Source organism: Acinetobacter sp. ASP199, assembly GCF_022700675.1.
In the GTDB taxonomy this organism is placed as follows: domain Bacteria; phylum Pseudomonadota; class Gammaproteobacteria; order Pseudomonadales; family Moraxellaceae; genus Acinetobacter.
Window position 1 is genome coordinate 1,810,578 of the sequence record NZ_CP062182.1, and the last position, 25,150, is coordinate 1,835,727.

Consider the following 25,150-nt stretch of genomic DNA (forward strand, 5'->3'; position numbering starts at 1 on the left):
GTGAATATCAACATGAATACAAATTTTTCCCAACTGCACCATGACATTCTAGAGAGTGTTTGTGAGGCCTGGACAGCACTACAGCAACAGCAACCCTTAGTGCATATCATCACTAATGCAGTTGCCAGTAATTATGTAGCAAATATTCTGTTGGCTGCGAATGCCGCACCAGCCATGATTGACAATCCTTTCGAAGCTGAAAATTTTGCCCGAATTGCAGCAGCTGTCAGTTTGAATCTGGGAACACCAACTTCTGAACAAGTTCAGGCTATGCTGATTGCTGCACAGACTGCAAATACGATCAAAAAAACCTGGGTGCTCGATCCTGTTGGTTATGGGGCAATTCTGCACTGGCGCTCAGAAGTAACTGATCAATTAATGGCATTTGAGCCGACTATCGTACGTGGCAATGCTTCTGAAATCGGCACTCTGGCAGGCAAACAGGTGACAGGCAAAGGCGTAGGTACAACCTTAGACAGTTCAGAAGTCTATCAGCAAGCTAAATCATTGCTGACACAATGCCAATGCGTGGCCATTTCCGGTGAGTCTGATTACATCATCTCGCAAGATTATCCTGTGATTAAGGTAATGGGCGGATCAGAATTACAGCCGCGTGTCACTGCAACGGGTTGCGCTTTGGGCGCATTGATTGCAGCTTATAGTGCTGTGGCAACCCCAGTCATTGCCGCAACTGCTGCACATCTGCATTTCGCAATTGCCGGTAAACGGGCTGCTGAAATCGCATCCACGCTAGGCAGCTTTAATGTTGCCTTTATCGATCAAATTCATCTGTTGAATCCTGAAATCATTCGCCAACATGCAGATTTTAAGCTGCTTTGATTTACTTATTTTAATTAAGGGAAGCTGTGCCTAGTGCACAGATTTCCCGAAAGCCAGATTCATCATTGTTTCAAAAATCGTTTTGAAATCCAGCCGGCAAACACACACCAACCCTTTCCCCTCAAAATAGTCTGGCACGTGCTGCATAAAGAACTGGTAATGAACATCACTACGTCTGCGCAGTCGGATCAGCTGATCCGGGGTGACTTTAGGCATCAGTGCTGGTGCAACATAAATCCCCTGCCCACGTTTTTCTACCTGAGACTTATATCTGTGCATCAGCTCAAGTACGGCTTGATGAGCGTTCGGCATGGTATCGCCTTTTCCTGGATAGAAATAACGGCTACGTGATGCAAAAAAGGTATAGACCTTCGGTTGCATCAAGGTGGTGACAAACCAAAATGGAATAGCCGGATAACGTAGATGATGGTGCAGAGCCACACGAATAGCCATCTTTAAAGTCAGAGTGCTACGCCGATATTGTTCGAGCACTCCGGCACGAGAAGTTACCACAAAAATAGGCTTGTCCTGCAGCTGCAATTTGAGAATTGGCATAATATTCTGGCCAATCAGCTTCTCTCCAACAAAATACTGTATGACTGGTACAGACACTGCTTCTGGAGCATGCACATATTGATATAACTGTTCAACTGGCGCAAAAGGGAAAATGAGTTGATCAAATTCCAGCATCTGCTGAAAAAATCGTGTTTCTGCTGGGCTGGCAAAGCGGCAAAATCAATGAGGGTTTCTCTGATTTTCATGTATGTCATCCATTGAAGCGGCAGGCAGATCAGTTAATTCATGATACTTTTCTACTGATTCTTAGCTAAAAGCGTGTGATTAGTAAATTTTATTGTTTGGCAAATTAACATAGGATTTTTAAGTTCTTATACACAATATTCAGACTCATCAGTTACCAAATAGCTCACTATAAATTTAAGTTGTTGAATTTAATAAATATTAAAGAACCATAATGTGATATATATCAGGTTTTATTCGATTTTGTATTTTAAGTCTGTATTTTTTGGATAAAGTAAGCAATTTTTATAGTTTTTTAGATCTCTGATTAATTTCCGAGCTTAAAATTATTCTACTGTCTGTATCACAGTATTTGGGTATAAAAAAGCCAGTGAGTAAGTACTCACTGGCTTTGCTTGGATAAACCAGATTAAGTCAGAACATCAAACTTAAGCTTGATAATGGATATTCACTGATTTAATACGATTGCTTTCCATTTCAGTCACTTGGAAAGTTACCTGTTGATATTCCAGGGTCGTACCAACTTCTACATGACCATTGCTTTTATCCAGAATCAGACCTGCAACACTGATATAACCGGCATCTTCCTCGATCAGATCCAGCATACCTAGCTCTAATTCCAGCTGATACAGATCCAGCATACCTGAAGCAATCCAATGTGTATCATCCACACGAACTAAATCCAGCTGTTCGTCTGCATCCGGGAATTCCCCTGCAATCGCTTCAAATACGTCCAATGGTGAAATCAGACCCTGCACATGACCAAATTCATCACTCACCAGAACCAAAGAACCTTTAGAGGTCCGCAAGGTATTAATTGCATCAATAACCTTCATATTTTCAAAGATAAAGATAGGACGATGACGCTTAATCAATGCTTTTAATGCTTCCGGATCTTCCAATACATCCAGCAATTCTTTGGCACGAACAACGCTGATCACCTTATCCAGGCTGCCACGACAGACCGGAAACAGACTATGTGGTACCGATAAGATTTTTTCACGAATCTGCTCCGGGCTATCCTCAAGATCTACCCAAGAAATCTGCCCCCGCGGTGTCATGATAGAGGCTACAGAACGTTCCGCCAAAGTCAGCACACCACCGATCATATAGCGCTCTTCATCGGCAAAGGTTTGTTGTGCTTCATTTTTTTCTGTCGCATGCGTTTCGATTTTTCCGCCCATCAGTTTCAGGATAGAGTCTGCAGTACGATTACGCAGCGGAATCTTCGCTTCATGCTTTGCAGCATTGAGTTGACCAAACTGGTTAAATGCTTCGATCGCAATGGCTACGCCAATACCTGAATAAATATAGCCTTTAGGAATATGGAAGCCAAAACCTTCTGCAATCAGGCTGATACCAATCAGTAACAGGAAGCTCAAACATAAAATAACGACGGTTGGATGACGGTTTACGAAAGCAGTTAATGGCTTGGATGCCAACAACATCACCATCATTGCTACAACCATTGCCACCATCATCACATAGATGTTGTCGACCATACCAATTGCGGTAATCACCGAATCGAGCGAGAAGACTGCATCTAGAATCACAATTTGAGCAACAACGGCAGTAAAACCTGCATAAACGACATTAGTTGTGACTTTGACTTCAGGCTTGCCTTCCATCTTCTCATGCAGTTCCCCCACAGCCTTATAGACCAGGAACAAGCCACCACCTAACAGGATCAGATCGCGGCCAGAGAATGTTTTATCAAATAGGGTAATTAAAGGTTCGGTTAGAGTAACCAACCAAGAGATTGCAAATAACAATCCTAAACGCATAAACAACGCCAGAGATAAACCAATCACACGGGCTTTATCGCGTTGTTCAGGAGGTAATTTTTCAGCCAGAATGGCAATGAAGACTAGGTTATCAATACCTAGAACAATTTCAAGAATAATAAGTGTAATTAAACCCACCCAGATTCCGGGATCTAATAAAAACTCCATTAGATAATTACCCCGTTCGAGTAAGCTAGAAATAAAGATGGAAGATCAACGCACGGCGAAGGATCCATGATTTTAACCTTTTTGACTTAAGACTCTCTTATTATGCACAAAGCTTTTAATTTGTAATGGTCTTTTCATATTAATTCGGTAAATACTTGTTTATACATAAGTCTATACACAACAGTCAGCTATTAAAAGCCAGGATTGTTTTGCAATGCTTCACTAGCATGTGTCGTCGTATTGATTTAGCTGATCTGGGAAAACAGGTGTTGCTTTCCAAGTCACTCATCAGTTTTCATAAACAATCACCCTCTCATCAGAAATATCAATACCAGCTTTTCTCAGATATCTGCCTAAATAGAGAGACTGCTTAGAGATATCTTCAGGATCTTAAGTAGCAAATTTTTCAATATCAGAGTGAAGAATGACTTAATAAAGATAACACGACCTTTAAATCCCTGATCCTCACCACGCTTTCCTTATTTTATTTAAAAAATGAAAGTGACGTTCATCAGTTTAAATGTAACTTCTAATTTCTCTGCTATTACTAAATCTTTATTCCATATAATTTTATTACTAATTGAATCACATTTTAGATCAAATTTCCCGACGTATGACAGAAATAAATAGGTAACAGATGAGTTAAAAATAGGTAAACTTAGGTCTTTGTTGACCATTCGACAATTTTTTTGTCAATTATTAGCATTATTAAAAGTATTGACTCACAATTTGTCGCAATTTTTAAAAATAATGGTTGAAATTTATATAAACATTTTCATAGAATGTAACTGCCTTACAAAAATAAATACAAGGAATCTACCATGACTAAAAAGTATGCGAAGTTTTTACCTTCAACAGAAGAATTCACCTTAGAAAATTTCCCTTACTATTGGGTTACTCAAGTCCATGCACAATATGTTTTAAATGTTGACCACGCGCTCAAAAAATATGGCGTTGACAATTCACGTCGTCGTATTCTGCTTGCCCTAAAAGCAAAACCACATGCGAGCGTGTCTGACCTTTCAGAGATGGTAGTTTCTAAAATGTCAACAACCACAAAAATTGTCTATCGTCTTAAAGATGAAGGCCTGGTGGATACTTATTCTTGTGAAGACGATGCACGTATTACTCGTGTGGTTCTTACAGAAAAAGGCCACGAGATGTTCCATAAGATTAATGACCTGACCAACATTGTTCTGGAACAGTCATTTGAAGGCTTAACACCGCTCCAAATCGAAAAGACCATGGAAAGTTTACGTCACATCTTCAAAAACCTTGCACGCTGATCTCAAAATATAAAAAAATAATCAGGCATTAGCGTGACTTAAGCTGAAAGATAAATTCATAGGCTAGATTTATCTTTCTGCTTCTCAAGGGATTATTCAAAGAAATTCATTTGGGGACTGACTTTTTTGATCACTTCTTTGGGTACATGTGAACACTCGAACTCTTCTACGGGAAATCCCTCAACAAAAGACTGTATATTCGGTGATTTCAGATTTAGCCATTCATCTATACGCTGATGTGGAATCACAATAACAGAACGCTTGATATTCCCCGGTTCATGGAAATCTTTCATCATAGGATGATCAATTGCGTCCATGGTAATCATAGTGCTTGAACGTACAATCTCATCCTGCACGCGCGCAATTTCATATACAGCGGCAATATAAAATGCTTTGCCATCCTTACGTCTTACACCCCAGCGCTGTGGTTTATTGTCAAAATATTTAGACTCATAAAACTCCGATACCGGAATTACGCCAAATTTACATTTCGCTGTTGCCTCGGCAAAACTCGGCTTCTGTAGCAAGGTTTCATTGCGGGCATTATAGGTGCGAGTACCGATGGTTTTATCCTCAGCCCATTTTGGAATCAAACCAAAATTCACCGAGCGCCATTCCAAACCCAGCTCTGATTTGAATAACAAAGGCAACTGATAATTGGGATAGACTTCTTCTGGGTATTCAAATGGAATTTCCGGAAGATTAAGGTCATGCAGTTGCTGCAAGGTGAGCGGTTTAAAGTTAGCGCACATAGAGTCTTTAAAAACAAAAAATCACCGAAGTATTATAGTACTCCGGTGATCACAGACCTGTGTGTTTTTGCTAACAGAACTATTGTTTTGGTAAGGTCATCCAATGTGTACGGGTAAATTCCTCAAAAATCCAGCGTCCATTAAAACGACCTAGCCCTGAGTTTTTCTCCCCACCAAATGGTGCATTCGGTTGGTCTGCCACCGTAATTCCATTGATGTGTGTCATACCCGCATCTATTTGAGCAGCAAATCGTTCACCGCGTTCAATATTTGAGGTACAGACTGCGCTGGAAAGCCCAAAGCGGGAGTTATTCGCCAAATCCAATGCATGTTCTTCATCATCCGCTTTTAAGATCGGTAGAATCGGACCAAAACTTTCTTCTTGGGCAATATCAAAGTATGGATCGACATGGGTAAAGATATGCGGTGCCACTACATTTCCTTCTATACCGCCTTCATAAACCAGCTTGGCATCCAGTTGTATGGCATGTTCGATAATCTTGCGATGCATTTCAACCTGATGCTGATTAATAATCGGACCAATAATGGTATCTGGCAAGCTTGGATCACCCACAGGAATGGTTTTCACGCGCGCTATCAGTTTATCTACATAGGCGTCATGCAAGCTTTGATCGACAATCACGCGGTTGGTGCTCATACAGATCTGCCCTTGATGCATAAAGCGCCCCATAACAGTGAGTTCTACTGCCAGATCCAGGTCTGCATCATCCAAGATCACCAGCGGTGCATTTCCACCCAGTTCCAATGCAAGACGTTTCATACGGGAACTTGCCAGTGCCTTACTCCCCACCCCCTGCCCAACTTCAGTTGAACCGGTAAATGAAATCATTTTTGGAATTGGATGTTCGACAAAATAATCACCGATTTCTTTGCCCGCACCGGCCACAATATTCAATACCCCATGTGGTGTGCCCGCTTCTTCCAACAGTTTACCAAGCAGTGTTCCACCGGTGACTGGCGTATCACTGGCTGGCTTGAGCACAACCGCATTTCCACAGGCGATGGCCGTAATGACTGAACGCATAGATAAATGAAACGGGAAATTCCATGGGCTGATCACGGCGATCACACCGAGTGGTTTACGTAGCACAATACTTCTACGCGCAGGATCTCGACTTTCTAGTTCTTCTGGCTGGATCAGATCCGGGAATTTGGCACTTTCCTGAATAATTCCTAGTGATGCATCTACTTCAAGATTTGCCTTAAAGCGTGTACTGCCAGATTCCTGAATCAACCAGTCCACAATCTCTTCACGACGTCGTTGAATAATATTGGCCAGATTCTGGATGAGGCCTTTACGTACCTGAACCGAAGTTAAGGCACCTTGCTCAAACGCTTCAAGTGCTGCCTGATAAGCTGCATCTACATCTTCAGTACCTGCGGCTTGTAGGGTAAAAATTTCCTGTTGGGTATAAGGATTAAGATTTTGAATCGTGTGGATCGAGCTACCTTGTTGCCATTTCCCGCCAATAAATTGTTGATTTAGATTTTGATAGGCTGTCATTTCCATCCCTGCAACTTATTAATTTTCATCTACTCTATCAGAACAATTTTAAAGATCAGAATTGAGCGACGAAATGTTACGCTTTTATAGACAAATTTATATGTTCTCTGTTTTTAATTACCAACCATTTCAGATAGACAATAAAAAAGCCTCCGAAGAGGCTTTTTTGAATTAAACAGGATTAGTCACCTGTATAACCTTTTAACTTTAAGCGTGCTGCATGCAGTAGTGGCTCAGTATAACCTGCAGGTTGCTCACCACCTTTGAAGATCAGATCAGATGCCGCTTGGAATGCAATGTTATTTGCAAGGTCAGCAGACATTGGCGTGTAAAGTGGATCATTGGCATTTTGCTCATCCACGATTTTCGCCATACGCGCCATTACATCTTCAACTTGTGCACGCGTTACGATACCGTGACGTAACCAGTTTGCAACGTGTTGAGATGAAATACGTAAAGTTGCACGGTCTTCCATCAAGCCTACATCGTTGATATCAGGCACTTTCGAACAACCAACACCGAGGTCAACCCAACGAACTACATAACCCAAGATACCTTGACAGTTGTTTTCAAGCTCTTTCAGCTTCTCTTCTTCTGTCCAGTTGGTGTCTTTCGCCAATGGCGGTGTTAACAAGTCATCCAATGGAAGTGCTTCAGTTGCAAGCAATTCTTGTTGACGGTTTGCCACGTTAATTTGGTGGTAGTGAATCGCATGAATCACCGCACCTGTTGGTGATGGTACCCATGCACAGCTCGCACCTGCCTCTGGATGTTCAGTTTTGGTTTTGTACATGTCAAGCAACATGTCTGGTTTTGGCCACATGCCTTTACCAATCTGTGCTTTACCACGTAGACCTGTTTGTAGACCCACCATTACATTACGGTTTTCGTAAGCAGGGAACCAAATTTGACCTTTCACTTCCGCTTTACGAACAAATGGACCAGCTTCCATGAAGGTATGGATTTCGTCACCAGTACGGTCCATGAAGCCTGTGTTAATAAAGATGGTACGGTCTTTCGCTTGCGCGATACAGTTCTTCAAGTTCACAGAAGTACGACGTTCTTCATCCATGATACCGATTTTTAAAGTCTTCGCAGGTAGACCAAGCGCTTGTTCAGCACGCTCGAACAATTCCACTGCAAATGCCACTTCTTCAGGACCATGCATTTTTGGCTTCACGATGTACATAGAACCTTTACGCGAGTTCTTAATCGTGTTTTCGCCACGGATGTCAGCAATCGTAAGAAGCGGAGTTACTAGAGCATCCATGATGCCTTCATAGATCTCTTGACCATCTACAAGGATCGCTGGATTCGTCATCAAGTGACCCACGTTACGAAGCAACATTAATGAACGACCGTGAACTTTAGTTTCACCACCATCTGTATTTTTGAAGGTACGGTCAGCATTCAGTTTACGCGTAACAGTTTTACCGTTCTTTTCAATTGACTCTTCAAGCGTACCGCGCATCAAGCCTAACCAGTTACGGTAGCCTTCAACTTTCTCTTCCGCATCAACCGCAGCAACCGAGTCTTCTAAGTCTTGAATTGTGGTAACAGCCGCTTCAAGAACGACATCTTTTACACCAGCCGCGTCAGTTTGGCCAATTGGGCTTGTTGCATCAATTTGAATGATCGCATGTAGACCATTGTTTTTAAGCACAACTTCTGTTGGTGCAGACGCTTCACCGTTATAACCTACAAATTTAGATGCATCCGCAACAGTTGTTGTTGAACTATCTTTGAGCGTTACAACCAGTGCATTGCCTTCAACTGCATATTTGGTGGCATCGGCATGAGAACCTGCCGCCAATGGGAAAATTTCATCTAAGTAATTTTTCGCGAATGCAATTACTTTCTCACCACGTTTCGGGTTATAGCCCTTGCCTTTTTCTGCGCCATCTTCTTCAGAGATTACGTCAAAGCCATAAAGTGCATCGTACAATGAACCCCAACGCGCATTCGCAGCATTCAGACAGTAACGCGCATTACGTACAGGTACTACAAGCTGTGGACCTGCGATGAGTGCAATTTCTTCGTCAACATTTTCAGTCGTAATTTGAAAATCTTCTACTTCTGGTAATAAGTAGCCAATTTCAGTCAAGAAAGCTTTGTAAGCTTGTAATTCAAATGTGTTATTGCGGTGCCATTCATCAATTTGTGCTTGGATGGCATCACGCTTAGCCAAAAGTGCTTTGTTTTTAGGGCTAAGATCAACAACGACTTGTTCAAAGTTTTTCCAGTACGTTTCGCTGTCCAAACCAGAACCTGGTAGTGCTTCATTTTCGATGAAATCGTAAAGTTCCTTAGCAATCGCTAACTTGCCTTTTTGAATACGTGCAGTCATTGTCTTTCCTGATATTGCTACTTTTTATACAAGAGATTCTAGTATAACGATTAAAATTTAGCTGAATAGTACTATCACATTCCTAAATAATGATCATTTTATTTAGCGTCACCCTCATGTCCGCTAATATTGATCAGAATGCTTAGTCATCAATTCACTAAATACCCTAATGACAGTGTATAAAGTTTTCGAAATGTAGAAATTAGACTTAAGTTCAGATTTTCGCGCAAAAATCACGCATTCCCGTATACATTGTCATTCTTGAAGTCCGATTAAGCCATGAAATATGCTTATTGTCGATAAACTGCCCAGTAATTTTGCATAAAAAAAGCGCCGGATCACCGACGCTTTTCGAAGCTTTATTCAACATTGCTGGAAGCAATTTTCTCAATCTGGCGATGCTCCGAATGCAAGTATTCATCTGATTGCATTTCCAGCAGACGCGAACGGGTCCGTTCAATCTCGAACGCCAGTTTTTCACCTTGGTAGATGTCGATGATATTGTCCTCCGAAGTGAGTAGCAATTTCACACCACGGTCATAGAATTCATCTACCAGGTAAATGAAACGGCGCGTACCATCATTCAAGAAATCAGTCAGGTGCGGTACATTGCTGACCAGTACCGTATTATAGATATTGGCGATTTCAATAAAGTCAGCCGGACTACGCGGTTTCAGGCACAGTTCTGCGAATTCACACCACAATACATCTTCGGTATGTGCCACAGTTTCGACAATACGGTTATTAATGATGATCGGTTCATCAGATTGCTGCTGGGTCTGGGTCAGTGCACTAAAGCGCTGTGCCATCCAGTTTTTATGATCATGCGTTAATGGGAACTTGAATAACTGTGCCTGTTTGAGTACACGCAGACGATAATCCACACCCGCATCGACATTTAGAATCACGCAATTCTTTTTCACCAGCTCAATGGTCGGGATAAAACGGTCACGGTGAATACCATTTTTATACAGGCCATCTGGTGCAATATTCGAGGTCGCGACCAGGGTAATGCCGCGCTCAAACAGTTTCTGGAACAGATCACTCAGGATCATGGCATCGGTTACATTCGATACGAAAAATTCATCAAAACAGATGACTACAGCATCTTTATAGATCTGATCTGCCACCAAATCGAGCGGGTTACGTTGACCAGATAATTTGTTCAGTTCACGATGTACATGCTGCATAAAGTGGTGGAAATGCATGCGGATTTTACGGCGAAATGGAATTGAATCGTAGAACTGATCCATCAGCCAGGTCTTACCACGGCCTACACCACCCCACATATACACACCTTTTGGCGCGGTTTGACGGCGGAAACGGCGGAATGCTTTCTTGGAAGCCTTAAAGCGTTGAATTAACTCCACCCAGACACGATCTAGCTCATGTACTGCAATCGCTTGTGCATCATCAGGCATGAACTGACCCGAAGACAGTGCCTGTGCATAACGTTCTGCAGGAGATAAAGGGCTAAAGGCATTGTGCTGATGTGAATTTAAGTCGGACATAAGGTTCATTACTATTGAGATTCATAAAAAATTATAGCGAAGATTCAACTTCAAGCCATAACACTTTGGCATTAGCAAACTTAGGCTATTTTACATATTGGCGTGGACTCTGACCAAACCAGCGTTTAAATGCGTGATTAAACGCCGCGGGTTCAGAATATCCTAACAGTTCTGCAATCATTTCAATTGAATATTGTTTATATTCAATCATTCTTAAGGCTTTATCCTTAATGATATCCTCACGGATCTGCTTATAACTGGTATTCAGTTGTTGCAACTGATGGCGCAAGGTCCGTTCAGGAATATTCAGGGCTTGCGCGGTTTCTGCCATGGTCGGCATTCCTCCACTTTGCAGCTCCAGATAATCCTGCACCCGTTGGATCAGTGAAGGTGTCTTTTCATCTTCACGCAATCGTTCCAGTTCAGTAATACACTTCTTTTCATACAGCTTGAAGGTCATCTCATCTGCGGATGGAATCTTGACATCCAGTACCGCTTCATCAAACCAGAAAACTGCCTGATCAGCATTAAACTGCACCTGATGACCATAATAGTCATGATAGAGCTGCAACTGCTGCATCTCTTCCGGCTTTGGAAATGGCAATTCAATCCGCACTTCCGGCACTGATAAGCCCATCATCTTGTACAGATCCTGAATAAACTTGTAGGTGCCGGAAATTTCAGCTTGCGCGACCAACTGGCCTAATTGGTTCTGTAAATTACTCGGACGATAGCAAAGTGCAATGCGATGCCCTGCCTGCTTGAAACTCATTTCCCCGGTCAGATGGGTTAACTGCTGAAAACGGATACCATGAATCAATGCATCTTTTACGGTAGGACAGGTCACCAGTAACATTAAAAGTGGACCATATCCCGCCAGCGCATAATGCTGTCCAATCGAGATTCCCTTTTCGGGCGCAATTCCCTCACCCACGACTTTCAGCACATCATATTCCAGACTGGGATGAATGATCGACGTAGGATCAAGATCATCTACACGTAGCCCGATATTGTCCAGTTTATGCTCCAATGCAATGCCTGCCTTGCGCATCCCCTGAATCAAGTACATCAAACTGAGTATAGATCTCTTCATTGCGATTTGAATTTAATAGGATTGTTGTTGTTTTACTATAAATTTTACAAATTCTCTATTGCCGTTTTGATCAATTTTGTCGTCTTATTAATCATGTTTGATATTAGAACTTTACAATATTCTAAGAAATCTGGATATGCCCGGATTGCACAGTATGAAAACAACAAAGAAAAATCACACTACCAAAATCGCCATTATTGGTGCAGGTTTTGGCGGAATCGCAATGGCAATTCGTTTGCAACAACAAGGCATTACTGATTTTATAATTCTTGAAAAGTCCAATGATTTTGGCGGTACTTGGCGTGAAAATCAGTATCCGGGTGCTGCGTGCGATGTGCAATCACATCTGTATTCCCTATCTTATGCACCGAAATCAAACTGGTCAAAAAGATATGCAGAAGCACCAGAAATTTTTGCCTATATTCAGGATTTGGTTAAAAAATTTAATATTGCTATTTTTACCCGGCTTAATACCGAAGTTAAAGCTGCACATTATGATGAAAAGCTCTGTCGCTGGACACTGACTTTAAATGAAGATAAACAGCTAGAAGCACAATATGTCATTTTTGCATCTGGTCCTTTGCATGTACCGCAAATTCCGAAGATGAGCGGAATCGAAAAATTTAAAGGAAAAGTCTTCCACTCCTCTCAATGGGATCACAGCTATGACCTCACCGGTAAAAATGTCGCTTCAATTGGGACAGGTGGCAGTGCCATTCAATATATTCCAGAGATCGCAGTACAATGTAAACAACTATATGTAATGCAACGCACTGCAGCATGGGTGATTCCGCGTGATGAGCGGCTGTATCATGATTTAGAAAAGAAACTGTTTGCGCGATATGACTGGCTGCGTAAATTACATCGAATTCGTCTGTACTGGTCCAATGAATCGCGTGTTGTCCCTATTGTAAAACCGACCGTGATGAAATATACCCAAAAACTGGCGGAAGCTTATATTCGCTATCAGGTTAAAGATAAGAAAGTTGCACAAAAGTTGATTCCAGACTACATCATGGGTTGTAAACGGATTCTGGTTTCCAATAAATATTTGCCCACCTTTAATCGGCCGAATGTCGAGCTGGTCACCGACAAGATTCAGGCACTGACAGAAGATAGCATCATTACCGTGGATGGTAAAAAACGACCGATTGACTGCCTGATTTATGGCACCGGTTTTATTACTGATCCGCGTATTTATCTGAAAAACTTTGAATGCACTGGCTTGAATGGTATGAAGCTCAATGAAGTCTGGAAAGATGGTGCGGAAAGCTATTACGGCATCTGTATCAAGAACTTCCCAAACCTGTTCCAGCTGCTGGGTCCAAATACTGTGCTGGCACATAACTCAGTGCTGTTTATGATTGAGTCGCAGGTGGAATATATCCTGCAGTTGATCCAGTTGGTTGAACGCTCGCATACTGAGGCAATTATGGTCAAAGATGAAGTGCATGACCAGTTTAATGAACAGGTACAACACATGATGGAGAATACTGTCTGGCAGTCCGGCTGCGTGAGCTGGTATCAACAGGATGGCGGCAAAAACTTTGCCTTATGGCCCACCTATACCTGGAAATACTGGCTTAAAACCAAGTGGGCCAATCCATCAGATTACCATTTGTTAAGTAAAGCCAGCTAAAGCAACAACATATTCGTTGAAGAAATGGCATAATACGAAAAATTTTTATTTTTCCTGATCATGCAATCCTTCTGGCTTATCTTCCAATTACTGTTCTGTCTGGCGATCAGCTTTCTGTTTGCCAAAAAGTTGCCTCAAACTGTTCTTAAAGCATCTTTCGCCATTCTGCCCTATTTCAGTTATGTGCTACTGATCGCGATTGCTTTTGAGTTTTCACAACTTCTAGATCAACTACAGCATCCTTATCAACTTCTGAGCACCTCTCTAAGTATTGCAGCGGTAACTTCATTCGGTGCCTTTGCCTGCTGTTATCTCCTGTTTAAATGGGCAGGTTATCAACCATCTTCAGGTCATGTATCTACACAACTGGTGATCAAATCACTGATCAATATCAGTTATGCCTTTATTGCGCTCGCCATAGGTTATTTGCTACATGCTGCTTGCAGTAGCTTAAGTATTCAGACACAAATCAGTACCTGGCATTTACTACTGGTGTTTATGTTCCTGATTGGACTAGATCTTGCCTATTCGCCACTAGACCGTTCATGGCTAAACTGGAAGATTTTACTGGTACCACTCGGTTGTATTCTCGGCTCACTACTGGGTGTGCTGCTCTATGCGACATGGCAATCTAATATCAAATTGCAAGACCTGATCATGCTATCCCAAGGTTATGGCTTTTATTCGATGAGCGGTATTGTAGTGACTGAACTCAGGAATGCTGAGTTGGGCAGTATTGCCCTGATGAATGATCTGTTTCGGGAGATCTTTGCGATTTTACTGATGTATTGTATTGGCTGGCGCTATCCACGTGCTGCAATTTCAGCAGCAGGTGCAACGTCTATGGATGTCACTTTACCGATGGTAAAACAGGCCTGTGGCAATGATTTTATCCCGCATGCCATGTTAAGCGGTTTTATTTTGTCGGTATTGGCTCCGGTGATGGTCAGTGTTTTAGCTGTTATCTAATTCATTAGCCCTCTCTCTAACTCTCTCCCACAGGGAGAGGAACCGAAACTTTTAAAATAATAGAATAAAACCCCTCTCCCTTTGAGAAATGAAGGGCCTTGCGCCACAAGGCTAAGGAAAAATACCTAAGAATCACATTCAAAAAACCTAGGTCAATCTCTCAACAACTCCTCAACGCTATCAACCATCTCTGAAGCAAGTTCTACAAGATCCATACCATCCAGTCCTGACATCCAATCCCATGAACTTGCCGGATTATACTGCTTCTGGAGTTGCTGCTGTTCAAGCTGTTCGGCTATTTTTTCCAATTCAATACGTTGTTCTAACAATTTTTGTTCTGGCGTCTTCTTTATTTTCATTTTAAATTCCTTTTTTATTTTCATCCTGCTTTTTCTGAATGTATAAAAAAAGCCTTTCATATGAAAGGCTTTTTATCGGATTGACAGAATTACAGGCTTGCTAAAATATCTTTTAATGTCTGACGCGGGTTTTCTGATTTGGTAATTGGACGACCAATCACCAAGTGAGTCGAACCATCTAGCATTGCCTGTTTTGGCGTTACGATACGTTTTTGATCATCTGCATTTGAGCCTTCTGGACGAATCCCTGGCGTTACCAATACAAAGTCTGGACCTAAAGTTTCACGTAGCATTTTTGCTTCTTGTGCTGAACAGACTACACCATCCAGACCACTGTCTTTGGTCAAAGCAGCCAGACGTTTAACATGCTCAAAAGGTTCGATATCCAGACCGATATCTTTTAAATCTTCACGGCCCATTGAAGTTAATACAGTCACTGCAATCAGCTGGGTATGGTAGTTACCCGCTTGTAGGCGCTCTACACAGGTTTCCATCATTTTACGGCCACCAGAAGCATGCACATTCACCATCCATACACCCAGGTCTGCCGCTGCACAGACTGCCTGTGCAGTGGTATTTGGAATATCGTGAAATTTTAAATCAAGAAATACTTCAAAGCCTTTATCTTGCAGTGCTTTGACGACCGATGGACCTTCATGCGTGAATAACTCTTTACCGACTTTCACACGACAAAGCTCAGGGTCTAATTGCTCAGCAATCGTCAATGCGTCATATTGGCTTTTTGCATCCAAGGCAACGATAATACTCATAACAAGACCCTTCAAATTGACAAAATTAAGGCATTATACGGATTTCAATTGCCTGAACAAATACATAAATTATAAAAACTCTTAGAGAGTTCAATTTAAGTAACTCATTCCTCATACAATTATCTTAATTACTTATATTTTTAAAAGACTTATAAAGCTGAAGGCATAAAAAAACACCCTGAGCTAGACTCAGAGTGCTTTAAATAAAATCAGGAGAACTTTAAATATTCAAAGTTATGACATCACATCCTTATAAAGGTGTAGAAGGTCGATCCTGGGGATGGATATCAACAACTGTCTTTTCATGGCGTGAATGAGCCGCCGCTTCTGCCGCCATCAGCTTCGCTGTATTCAACTGCTCTTTACGTAGGTGATCTATGTCTTTACGCAGTCGTTTAATTTCCCAGCTATTTTGGAAAACTTTAAATACTTGTACACCCAGCAGCAAGCCAAGAATGACACCCAATGACAAGGTCAACAATAACAGCAGACCTAAACGCATTGCAGGAACCTGGGTAAATAAAAGATCTACCGATAGTTCAGTTCCATTTTGTAATACCAGTGCCAGTGAATATCCAAATACAACGAGTAATAAAATGACGAGTACGTAACGCATCACACGCCCCTTAAATTATTTGTTTGCTGATTCGTTTACAGCATCACGTAATGCCTTACCTGGTTTGAAGTGTGGAACCGCTTTTGCTGCAACTTCAACAGATTTACCAGTTTTCGGATTGCGGCCAATACGTGGTTCGCGATGATGCAATGCGAAGCTACCAAACCCACGAATCTCAATACGGTTGTCTGTTGATAATGCTTCGATCATTTGATCGATCATGATCTTCACAGCTTCTTCAACTAAAGGCTCAGCTAAATGCGGGTTCTTTAGGGAAATACGCTCTATTAAATCAGACTTATTAAGTGCTTCAGTAGTCATCTGCGACCTCTTTAATTATCAAGCTACTTGGACTCTCTATTGCGATAATAACCTGTTTAAATACAAAACGGTAGCGTAATAATTAAATACTACGCTACCGTTTACAGTAATCGTTCAGAAAATATTAGTTAATTTACATTAACAATACATTTCCTGTGCTTACTTAGTTGCTCATTTGCGCCTTGATCAGGTCACCAATAGTCTTAGGACCATTTTCTTGACCAGCAGCAGCTGTTTTCAAGTTAGCAACAGCTTCTTTCTCTTCAGCTTCGTCTTTCGCTTTGATAGACAAGTTGATAGAGCGAGATTTACGATCTACATTGATGATCTTAGCTTCAACTTCTTGACCAACTTCAAGGAACTTAGTTGCATCTTCAACGCGGTCGCGGTTGATTTCAGATGCTTTAAGAGTCGCTTCAACTTCGTCAGCTAACTTAACAGTTGCACCTTTAGCGTCAACAGCAGTTACAGTACCTTTAACAAGCGCACCGCGTTCGTTAGCAGCTAAGAAATCGTTGAATGGATCGCTGTTCAATTGTTTGATGCCAAGGCTGATACGATTGCCTTCAGCGTCTACAGACAGGATAACCGCTTCAACAGTGTCACCTTTCTTGTAACGACGGATAGCTTCTTCGCCTTGTTCGTTCCAAGAGATGTCAGACAAGTGAACTAGACCGTCGATACCGCCTGGTAAACCGATGAAGATACCGAAGTCAGTGATAGACTTGATTGTGCCAGATACTTTCTCGCCTTTGTCGTGGTTCTTAGCAAACTCTTCCCATGGGTTAGCACGAGTTTGTTTGATACCAAGAGAAATACGACGACGCTCTTCGTCAACTTCAAGAACCATAACATCAACTTCGTCACCGATCTGAACAACTTTAGATGGGTGGATGTTTTTGTTCGTGTGGTCCATTTCAGAAACGTGTACTAGACCTTCAACGCCTTCAGCGATTTCTGCGAAACAGCCGTAGTCAGTCAGGTTAGTAACGCGAGCTTTAACGATAGAACCTTTAGGGTAACGGCTCATGATCGCTAACCATGGATCTTCGCCTAGTTGTTTAAGGCCTAAAGATACGCGGTTACGTTCGCGGTCGAATTTAAGTACTTTAACAGTAACTTCTTGACCAACTTCAACAACTTCTGATGGGTGCTTGATACGTTTCCAAGCCATGTCAGTGATGTGAAGAAGACCGTCGATACCGCCAAGGTCAACGAACGCGCCGTAGTCAGTAAGGTTCTTGATAGTACCAGTAACTGTTTGACCTTCTTCAAGCTGAGCAAGAAGAGCTTCACGGTCAGCCGAAGATTCAGCTTCCATAACAGCACGACGTGAAACAACAACGTTGTTACGTTTAGCGTCAAGTTTGATTACTTTGAATTCTAACTCTTTACCTTCTAAGTGAGTAGTATCACGAATAGGACGAGTATCAACTAAAGAACCTGGAAGGAATGCACGAACTGGACCGATGTCAACAGTGAAACCGCCTTTAACTTTACCAGAGATAACACCAGTAACGATTTCGCCGTCTTCAAAGATTTTTTCAAGTTTAGTCCAAGTCTCAGCGCGTTTAGCTTTTTCGCGAGAAAGAACAGTTTGCCCCATACCGTTGTCAAGTGCTTCAACAACTACGTCTACAGTGTCGCCAACTTGAACTTCAAGTTCGCGCTGTTCATTTAAGAACTCAGCACGGTCAACAACGCCTTCAGATTTAAGGCCAGTGTCAACAGTTACCCAATCAGAGTCGATGCTTACTACAACGCCTTGGATGACTGCACCCTTTTCAACGTTGAGGTTTAATTCGCTTTCTTCAAAGAGGGCTGCAAAAGATTCGGTCATGATATTTCCGATAAAGTCAGCGGTCTTGGATCAGACAAGGCCGGTTTAGTTAAGCGTCTACATAGTCCCATATAAACTGATCGAGCTATGCGTCTGCTGAATTTGATAATTCGGTTAGTTTGCTAACTGGCTGTCGATATAAGCGGTCATCAGATCAAATACTTCATCGATACCCAGTTCTGAGCTGTCGATGATATAAGCATCTGCTGCCGGTTTGAGTGGAGCGACGGTGCGTTCCATATCTCGTTTATCTCGAGCCTGTATATTAGCTAAAATGTCGCTTATTTTAGCATCCAGACCCATGCCCTGCAACTGCTTTACTCGTCTGTTCGCACGTGATTCAGCCGATGCAGTCAAATATATCTTGGCTTGGGCATTCGGGAAGATGCTGGTCGCCATATCACGACCATCTGCAACCAGACCTGGTGCTTGTGCAAAAGCATGCTGACGGCCGACTAAAGCTGCTCTAAGTTCAGGAATTGCGGCAACTTTTGAAGCAAATTCACCAACACGCTCAGTACGGATAGTATGGGTCACATCCTCGCCTTCTAGCCATACCTGAATCCCGGTTTCAGTACTTGTAAACTGGATGTCTAAATTTGTAGCAATGTGTACGCATTTCTCCAGTTCACTCTCCAGTGATTCCAGCAAATCCTGCTGGTGCAATGACAATCCAAGCAGACGATACAGTGCGCCTGAATCTAACAGATGAAAACCATAGTGAGCTGCAATTTTCGCAGCGAGTGTCCCCTTGCCCGAACCACTTGGTCCATCAATGGTAATAATTTGAACTGTCATTGCTTTTCCATTGTTGTTTAAACAGATTTTGCGAGTTTCGCGAAGCCTAGTTTAATCCCTGCTTTCAGCTGTGCAAGGATTAATTTGCTGACAAAGGGTGCACGAGCCTGCAATTCAATAGTATAGGTCACCAGAGTTTTGTCATCTGAAACTGCTTCAAACTCAATAATGCCCAAGTGATGTTTCACCAAAGGATTTTTAATAATTTTATATTCGATCCGCGAATTCGGCTCAAGCAGTGTAATCTGTTCCTTTAAGGGTTTGATCGGACCAATACCCAGGCTACGAATTGAACCCAGACCATCAGGGCGTTCAGGATCTTCAGAATCCTTGATACGCTCTACCTGAATCGGTGCAAAGGCTACATTATAAGTTGCATGCTTAGACAACAGATCAAACACCTGTGCCAATGGTGCAGGAAATTCTTTTTTTACTTGAATTGTGTTCATCATAAGTCCTGGTTAGGGCTGTTATTTTTAATGGCTAATATTAAACAGAATTCAGGCCTGATTCTGACCATTCATTTGTTTTTCTTGTAACTTTAATTGTCTTTTCTGTTCACGGCGCATTCTAAAGAAATCACTGAGCTGCCCGGCACACTGCGCTTGCAGGCATCCCGATTCAAACTCAAACACATGATTATAGTAGCCGGTTTCAAAGAGCTTGCGTGCACTAATCAGTGAGCCGGCTTTCGGCTCCGTGGTACCAAAAACAACTTTTGAAATACGCGAATGTACCAGTGCCCCCACACACATGGTGCAAGGCTCTAAAGTCACATAGAGAACAGCATCATCAGGCAAGCGGTAGTTTTGAACAGCCTGACAGGCTTCGCGAATGGCCACGATTTCCGCATGTGCGGTTGGGTCATTCAATGAAATTGGAGAATTAAAGCCTTGACCAATAATCTGGTTATTACTGACAATAATAGCACCTACAGGGATTTCTCCCTGTGCTGCCGCTAATGCAGCCTGCTCATAGGCAAACTGCATCCATTCTGCATCAGTTTTAATGTGCTCAGTCATGAATCAGCTGATCACACCATACTGTCTTAACAGCGCATTCCAGCTGTCAATTTGAGTGACGGGCGGATTATCACCAAAGATACCTTTCAGACTCAGGTCAGTACCCTGCTGCCATTCCGGAGATAGATCCTTATCAACCAGACGCGCACGCACACCTTCGACAAAGTCCGGATGACGGATTTTCCAATCAGAAATTTGTGTTTCTAATTGGAATACCTCATTCCAGGAATGAACCTGTTTACCCCATTGCCATAACAACCAGGTTAATGCAGCTGTTGTCGGTGAACCTTTTTGCAGATTTTCACTGGCTTGACGCAACCAGTCGCTGCGCGCATCCTTTAAACCAACAATGGCTTCATAGTCATGTTCAAAGTTGACACCACGGCAGACACTATGAATCACATCAAGCGAATTTTGTAACGGTCCAGGCCCCACAGGACGATGCATACTGTTGAGAGTATCATCAATAGCACGGAAATCTCCCGCCGGATAATGATCCCAGTAAACATTGACCATTTTGTGCAGCACAGCATCACGCTGCATATCGCAGATATGCGTTGCCCAGCCAATACCATACGCGCCAGCAGCCGTCATAATTGAACCGGTCAACCCGGTAAATAAACCAATGGCACCACGATCAGCCAGGAAGCGTGTTGCACCTACATCTGGATACAGTCCAATATTGATTTCAGGCATTGCCAGACGAGAATATGGCGTTACCAGGCGAAACGGAGCCGCCATGAATAAACCTAGACCACCACCCATGACATAACCTTCGCCCCATACCAGTACTGGTTTAGCATAGTTATGTAACAACAGATCTAATGCATATTCCTGTTCAAAGAATTTGTTCGCAGTTGCAACTTCGTCATTGATAACCAGTTGACGCAGTTTACGTACATCTCCACCCGCACAAAATGCTTTAGGGGTGGTCGAATCGAACCAGATTGCCTTTACGTTATCATCATGATGGAAATCTTCAAAGGCCTCAAGCAAGGCCGATGCAATGGTTTCATCCAGTGCATGTAATGATTTCGGACGATTTAATCGAACGATGCGCCATCCATTTTGGGCTTCTTCGACAATCAGATCCGAGTGATATTGTTTTGATACAGGAGAATATGTCATGCGTCCAGCTGCCAATCTATAGGCTCAATGCCATGTTGTTTAAGATAATTGTTTGCTTTGGAAAATACTTTACAACCAAAGAATCCGCCACGGTTTGCCGACAACGGCGACGGGTGTGCGGCTTTAAGTACAAGGTGTTTATTCTGGTCAATGCGTTGTCCTTTACGCTGCGCGTAAGCACCCCAAAGAATAAAGACTACATTTTCACGTTGTTCATTAATGACATCAATTACGTGATCAGTAAATTCTTCCCAGCCACGTTTTTGATGCGAAGTCGGCTGGCCCGCTTCTACGGTTAATACTGCATTCAGGAGCAATACACCTTGCTCTGCCCAATGGGTCAAATTGCCATGTTTAGGAATAGGCACACCCAGATCCGAGTGCAACTCATGAAAAATATTACGCAAAGATGGAGGCAATGCAACCCCTTTTTGCACCGAGAAACTCAAGCCATGTGCTTGATTCGGACCATGATAAGGATCTTGTCCTAAAATCACCACTTTCACCTGATTCAGCGGTGTCGTATTTAGCGCATTAAAAATCAGATGATTCGGTGGATAAATAACTTTGTCTGCTTTTTTTTCTTCAATCAGAAAATTTTTAAGTGCATCCATTTTTGCACCGAGTAAAAAATCACTCAGGCTATATTTCCAGCTTTCATCCAGCTGAACTTTATTCAGTTTTGCAATTTGCTGTTCAGTTAATAAAGACATTTTTTCATCCTAAATTGATGTCATGCAGTTTAAAACTGAAACAGCTTAAACTTTTACCTGTAAGTCTACGGTTGGGTTGTGGAATGGAATCCCCTGTTTCAACTTGCTGAACATATCAGGATCGGTCCATTCAGCTTGTACCTGTTCAGAAAATTCAATCTGATCCAGCTTAAGTAGCCCCATTTGCTCATTTTCGATATCTTCCAAAAAGCTTTGCGCGTAACCGGTATCAGTTTCATGCACAATCACGGAATACACCTCAACATCTCCTTCACCATTCTGAGTAATGGTTGAAGCCAGTACTTGCTGCGCTAAGAAAAAGAAAATACGGGAGAACTGTTCAGCAGACGGCGATACCGGCAATGACACCCAACGTGCACTAAAATTCTTGCAAGCCTGAATATATTCGGGATTATCATCCTGCCAAAAACAGATGGCATGATCGAATGAATCAAAAAAGTCTTTGATGACACCTTTTAACAAGCCAAAGTCATATACCATCTGGCCATGATCAAGCTTAGAGGCTTTCAGTAATAATTCTACTTTATAACTATGACCATGAATCGAACGCTTACAGCGATCCGATGTGCAATTCCGCACGATATGAGCATTTTCAAACTTAAATAGCTTACGAATTAACATGTGCCGTAATGTCGTCAAAAAATAGGTGAATTCACTACAATTATAAAGCAAAACTATAGAGATGAGGATTAATTTTGCAGTTCACGTTAATAGACAAAACGGATCGTATACAGCTTCTACGCACTCTGACTCAAGTATGAAGATGATTTAAAATGGCGCCATACTGCGATACGAGACATAGACCTGCTTATCCTCCCGTATCAGATCACTGCTAAACTGACGCTTACGTTCACTCAGCATTACTTCAATCCGTGCTTTAAAGAACTGGGACTTTACGCCCAATAGCGTGGCAAACTGGTTACGATTTTCAGCAGCCACCTGATCAAAAGGAGCAACTTGCCAAAGTTCAGATATATTAGCAAAGTGTTCCTGTTTACCAAATTTAAGATCCAAAGCTTGTTGCACAGCATTCACATCCAGCTTGTCATCCAGACTTGCCAGCAAAACCGCTGGTGCCGTATTGATATTCACCTGCGTATCCTTTAGCGGGGCTGCCGTTACGTATGGCAGCAACAGTTTATAGCGGTTCTCTTCAAAACCTCGTACCAGCTTGAGTTGTTCTACACTATGAAAATTGGCATTGGGTGGCAATGCAGCATTTGGCAGACCTTGATAATAATTGGATTCCGCTCCCATAGGACCAATTGGCAGTTCATCTTGATCCTGCCAGTCAATCACTGCTTCACTTAATTGTTCCGGTAATCCAACCCGTTTCAAAATCAGTTCAAACCATTTTTTCGCCGGTTCATTTACAGTTCCATCTTCAGCCACCAGACTATTCAGATTAAACTTGCCTGACTCATCCTCCAGCCTGCCAGCAACATAGCCATCATCTACAGGAAAAGGTGGCATCTGTTGTGCCCAGGTTTCATTCAGGTGATCCACATCTGCCGCATTTTCAGCATCATCTACTAATAATTCGGCAAAGAAGGCTTCAGCACTTTTGGCATACATCAAGGATTGATTTTGACGCATCAGATAGGCTGTAGTTTCTGCAGTCGCTGCCTGACGTTTGGCAATAGTCGCTGCTAGAATAGTTGCTAATGCCACCATCACCAGTATCGTAATTAATGCAATGCCCTGTTGCTGCTTCATACCTTGATCCTAAGAGCTGCCTATATTATTGGTATTATTTGACAGATAATCTGTGTTCAGCAGACTGAACAGCCATTCATACTGCACACCCTGTACAGTCAGATTGATCTTGATGCCTTTCGGTAAAAGCTGCTTGTTTTCAGTACGATTTAAATCTAGCCCGCTTTCGGGCCATTGCATAATTTCGTTTGGATTTAGTGCAGTAACCTGAAACTGTTCCACATCACTCAGCAATATGCTTGATTCAGGCTGATCGCGTCCAGTCTGGTTCAGGTTTCTAAATTTAAGCCGATAGACTTTTTGTTCATCCGCCCGGTATTGATATTCTACCCGCTCATCAGGTGCAATACCCTGCTCCAGGGGATCTGTAACCCCAGTTTGACTAAAGTTAAAACGGCCATCTTGCAGTACTAAAGCTGGCTGGATATCACCATTTACATTTGCTGTTAAGGGCACCGTTTGTACCATATCACGCAGAATCTGCTGATAGCCCTGCTGTAACTGATTCAACTTCTGCTCATGTACGGTATTCTGATCACGTGTGACCCGGATATGATCAAAGACCTGCCATCCCAATGCAGACAATACAGCGAAGATTGCAATCGCAACCAGAAGCTCGACCAGGGTAAATCCATTTTTTTTCATTGTGTCTGATTCACCCGATGATTAAAGAACACCAGACTGCTGACGCCAGATTCCAGTTGTCCGGTATCGGCATTGACAATACCAACCTGTACATCGATACGCTGTACATTTGGACTAATGGTTGGCTCAGATTTTTTATCAATTTGCCAGGTCTCACCCTGCTGGGTGATCTGTCGGGATGAAGTTCCAGTCAACCATTCCTGATTGATTTCCATCTGTGCAGCTTCATTTAAAGCAACGAACTGGGCTTTGGTACGCAAGATAGCATGTGCAGTAGACTGGGTGTATTGCATTGCCACTTTGGTCAATGCCATGGCTGCGGTCGCAAAGATTGCAAGCGCGACCATAACTTCCAGCAAGGTAAAACCTGAGGCACGATTAAGTCGAGTAACACTCGACCTGAGCGGCATCGTCGCGCAAGAAAGTCCGAAAGCTATGCTTGAGGAGCGAGGATAAACAAAACAACGTTTCGTCCGAGTGCAAAATGACGAACTCTGTTCGGAGTGCACACAATGAAATCGATCAGCA

General features: G+C 42.4%; 25 protein-coding genes. 4 read left to right on the forward strand and 21 right to left on the reverse strand.

From position 1 onward, the window contains the following. The first annotated feature begins 12 nt into the window (after positions 1 to 12). Positions 13 to 840, forward strand: a complete 828-nt coding sequence (thiM, locus tag IHE35_RS08540) for a hydroxyethylthiazole kinase (protein WP_242787006.1) — start codon at positions 13 to 15, stop codon at positions 838 to 840. A gap of 30 nt (positions 841 to 870) precedes the next feature. Here thiM and IHE35_RS08545 read toward each other — a convergent pair whose 3' ends face one another. Further along, positions 871 to 1,530, reverse strand: a complete 660-nt coding sequence (locus IHE35_RS08545; RefSeq protein WP_242787007.1) for a hypothetical protein — start codon at positions 1,528 to 1,530, stop codon at positions 871 to 873. Positions 1,531 to 2,027: 497 nt separating this feature from the next. Further along, positions 2,028 to 3,551: a TerC family protein gene (locus tag IHE35_RS08550; protein WP_242787008.1), complete on the reverse strand. Its 1,524-nt coding sequence runs from the start codon at positions 3,549 to 3,551 to the stop codon at positions 2,028 to 2,030. Positions 3,552 to 4,372: 821 nt separating this feature from the next. Between IHE35_RS08550 and IHE35_RS08555 the strand changes: the two genes are divergently transcribed. Then, entirely contained in the window at positions 4,373 to 4,837 is a 465-nt protein-coding gene (locus IHE35_RS08555) for a MarR family winged helix-turn-helix transcriptional regulator (protein WP_005222487.1), read from the forward strand. 92 nt (positions 4,838 to 4,929) lie between these two features. On the opposite strand, the gene IHE35_RS08560 is transcribed toward IHE35_RS08555, so the two are convergent. The 5 genes from IHE35_RS08560 to IHE35_RS08580 all read right to left on the reverse strand — a co-directional run bounded on the left by IHE35_RS08560 (position 4,930) and on the right by IHE35_RS08580 (position 12,065). Then, positions 4,930 to 5,589, reverse strand: a complete 660-nt coding sequence (locus IHE35_RS08560) for an SOS response-associated peptidase family protein (protein ID WP_242787009.1) — start codon at positions 5,587 to 5,589, stop codon at positions 4,930 to 4,932. Between the two features lie 79 nt (positions 5,590 to 5,668). Next, positions 5,669 to 7,114: an aldehyde dehydrogenase family protein gene (locus IHE35_RS08565; protein ID WP_242787010.1), complete on the reverse strand. Its 1,446-nt coding sequence runs from the start codon at positions 7,112 to 7,114 to the stop codon at positions 5,669 to 5,671. Between the two features lie 181 nt (positions 7,115 to 7,295). Continuing rightward, positions 7,296 to 9,461 (reverse strand): malate synthase G, encoded by a 2,166-nt coding sequence (locus IHE35_RS08570; protein ID WP_242787011.1) that lies wholly within the window; start codon positions 9,459 to 9,461, stop codon positions 7,296 to 7,298. A 359-nt stretch (positions 9,462 to 9,820) separates the two neighbouring features. Beyond that, positions 9,821 to 10,972: a cell division protein ZapE gene (zapE, locus tag IHE35_RS08575; RefSeq protein WP_242787012.1), complete on the reverse strand. Its 1,152-nt coding sequence runs from the start codon at positions 10,970 to 10,972 to the stop codon at positions 9,821 to 9,823. Positions 10,973 to 11,057: 85 nt separating this feature from the next. Beyond that, positions 11,058 to 12,065 (reverse strand): AraC family transcriptional regulator, encoded by a 1,008-nt coding sequence (locus IHE35_RS08580; protein WP_242787013.1) that lies wholly within the window; start codon positions 12,063 to 12,065, stop codon positions 11,058 to 11,060. 154 nt (positions 12,066 to 12,219) lie between these two features. Here IHE35_RS08580 and IHE35_RS08585 point away from each other — a divergent pair, with 154 nt between their 5' ends. Next, positions 12,220 to 13,704: an NAD(P)/FAD-dependent oxidoreductase gene (locus IHE35_RS08585; protein WP_242787014.1), complete on the forward strand. Its 1,485-nt coding sequence runs from the start codon at positions 12,220 to 12,222 to the stop codon at positions 13,702 to 13,704. Between the two features lie 60 nt (positions 13,705 to 13,764). Then, the gene (locus IHE35_RS08590) at positions 13,765 to 14,673 is read left to right on the forward strand and encodes a lysine exporter LysO family protein (RefSeq protein WP_242787015.1); all 909 of its coding nucleotides are present in this window, start codon (positions 13,765 to 13,767) and stop codon (positions 14,671 to 14,673) included. 152 nt (positions 14,674 to 14,825) lie between these two features. Here the strand turns inward: IHE35_RS08590 and IHE35_RS08595 are convergent, their stop codons facing one another. The 14 genes from IHE35_RS08595 to gspI form a co-directional block, all read right to left on the reverse strand. After that, positions 14,826 to 15,032, reverse strand: a complete 207-nt coding sequence (locus IHE35_RS08595) for a hypothetical protein (protein WP_242787016.1) — start codon at positions 15,030 to 15,032, stop codon at positions 14,826 to 14,828. 89 nt (positions 15,033 to 15,121) lie between these two features. Continuing rightward, a complete protein-coding gene (pyrF, locus tag IHE35_RS08600) occupies positions 15,122 to 15,817 on the reverse strand; it encodes an orotidine-5'-phosphate decarboxylase (RefSeq protein WP_242787017.1) in 696 nt (231 codons plus the stop codon). A 235-nt stretch (positions 15,818 to 16,052) separates the two neighbouring features. Further along, positions 16,053 to 16,418 (reverse strand): lipopolysaccharide assembly protein LapA domain-containing protein, encoded by a 366-nt coding sequence (locus IHE35_RS08605; RefSeq protein ID WP_242787018.1) that lies wholly within the window; start codon positions 16,416 to 16,418, stop codon positions 16,053 to 16,055. A 15-nt stretch (positions 16,419 to 16,433) separates the two neighbouring features. Continuing rightward, complete coding sequence (locus IHE35_RS08610; protein ID WP_004815605.1) at positions 16,434 to 16,739, reverse strand: integration host factor subunit beta; 306 nt, start codon at positions 16,737 to 16,739, stop codon at positions 16,434 to 16,436. A 163-nt stretch (positions 16,740 to 16,902) separates the two neighbouring features. Next, positions 16,903 to 18,579: a 30S ribosomal protein S1 gene (gene rpsA, locus IHE35_RS08615; RefSeq protein WP_004815604.1), complete on the reverse strand. Its 1,677-nt coding sequence runs from the start codon at positions 18,577 to 18,579 to the stop codon at positions 16,903 to 16,905. Positions 18,580 to 18,693: 114 nt separating this feature from the next. Then, complete coding sequence (gene cmk / locus IHE35_RS08620) at positions 18,694 to 19,377, reverse strand: (d)CMP kinase (protein WP_242787019.1); 684 nt, start codon at positions 19,375 to 19,377, stop codon at positions 18,694 to 18,696. Positions 19,378 to 19,394: 17 nt separating this feature from the next. Continuing rightward, positions 19,395 to 19,826, reverse strand: coding sequence for an SRPBCC family protein (locus tag IHE35_RS08625; RefSeq protein ID WP_242789981.1), 432 nt, complete (start codon positions 19,824 to 19,826; stop codon positions 19,395 to 19,397). A gap of 51 nt (positions 19,827 to 19,877) precedes the next feature. Further along, on the reverse strand, positions 19,878 to 20,399 hold the full coding sequence (gene tadA / locus IHE35_RS08630; RefSeq protein WP_242787020.1) for a tRNA adenosine(34) deaminase TadA: 522 nt from the start codon (positions 20,397 to 20,399) through the stop codon (positions 19,878 to 19,880). Between the two features lie 3 nt (positions 20,400 to 20,402). After that, on the reverse strand, positions 20,403 to 21,527 hold the full coding sequence (locus IHE35_RS08635; protein WP_242787021.1) for an enoyl-CoA hydratase/isomerase family protein: 1,125 nt from the start codon (positions 21,525 to 21,527) through the stop codon (positions 20,403 to 20,405). Next, the gene (gene ung / locus IHE35_RS08640; protein WP_242787022.1) at positions 21,524 to 22,240 is read right to left on the reverse strand and encodes a uracil-DNA glycosylase; all 717 of its coding nucleotides are present in this window, start codon (positions 22,238 to 22,240) and stop codon (positions 21,524 to 21,526) included. The genes IHE35_RS08635 and ung overlap by 4 nt, the downstream gene beginning before the upstream one ends. A 45-nt stretch (positions 22,241 to 22,285) precedes the next feature. Then, the gene (locus IHE35_RS08645; RefSeq protein ID WP_242787023.1) at positions 22,286 to 22,882 is read right to left on the reverse strand and encodes a 6-carboxytetrahydropterin synthase; all 597 of its coding nucleotides are present in this window, start codon (positions 22,880 to 22,882) and stop codon (positions 22,286 to 22,288) included. A gap of 147 nt (positions 22,883 to 23,029) precedes the next feature. Then, positions 23,030 to 23,977 (reverse strand): type II secretion system minor pseudopilin GspK, encoded by a 948-nt coding sequence (gene gspK / locus IHE35_RS08650; RefSeq protein ID WP_242787024.1) that lies wholly within the window; start codon positions 23,975 to 23,977, stop codon positions 23,030 to 23,032. Positions 23,978 to 23,986: 9 nt separating this feature from the next. Then, positions 23,987 to 24,622 carry a type II secretion system minor pseudopilin GspJ gene (gene gspJ / locus IHE35_RS08655; protein WP_242787025.1) on the reverse strand — a complete coding sequence of 212 codons (636 nt, stop codon included), beginning with the start codon at positions 24,620 to 24,622 and terminating at the stop codon, positions 23,987 to 23,989. Then, entirely contained in the window at positions 24,619 to 25,131 is a 513-nt protein-coding gene (gene gspI / locus IHE35_RS08660) for a type II secretion system minor pseudopilin GspI (protein WP_242789982.1), read from the reverse strand. The genes gspJ and gspI overlap by 4 nt, the downstream gene beginning before the upstream one ends. Positions 25,132 to 25,150 lie beyond the last annotated feature (19 nt).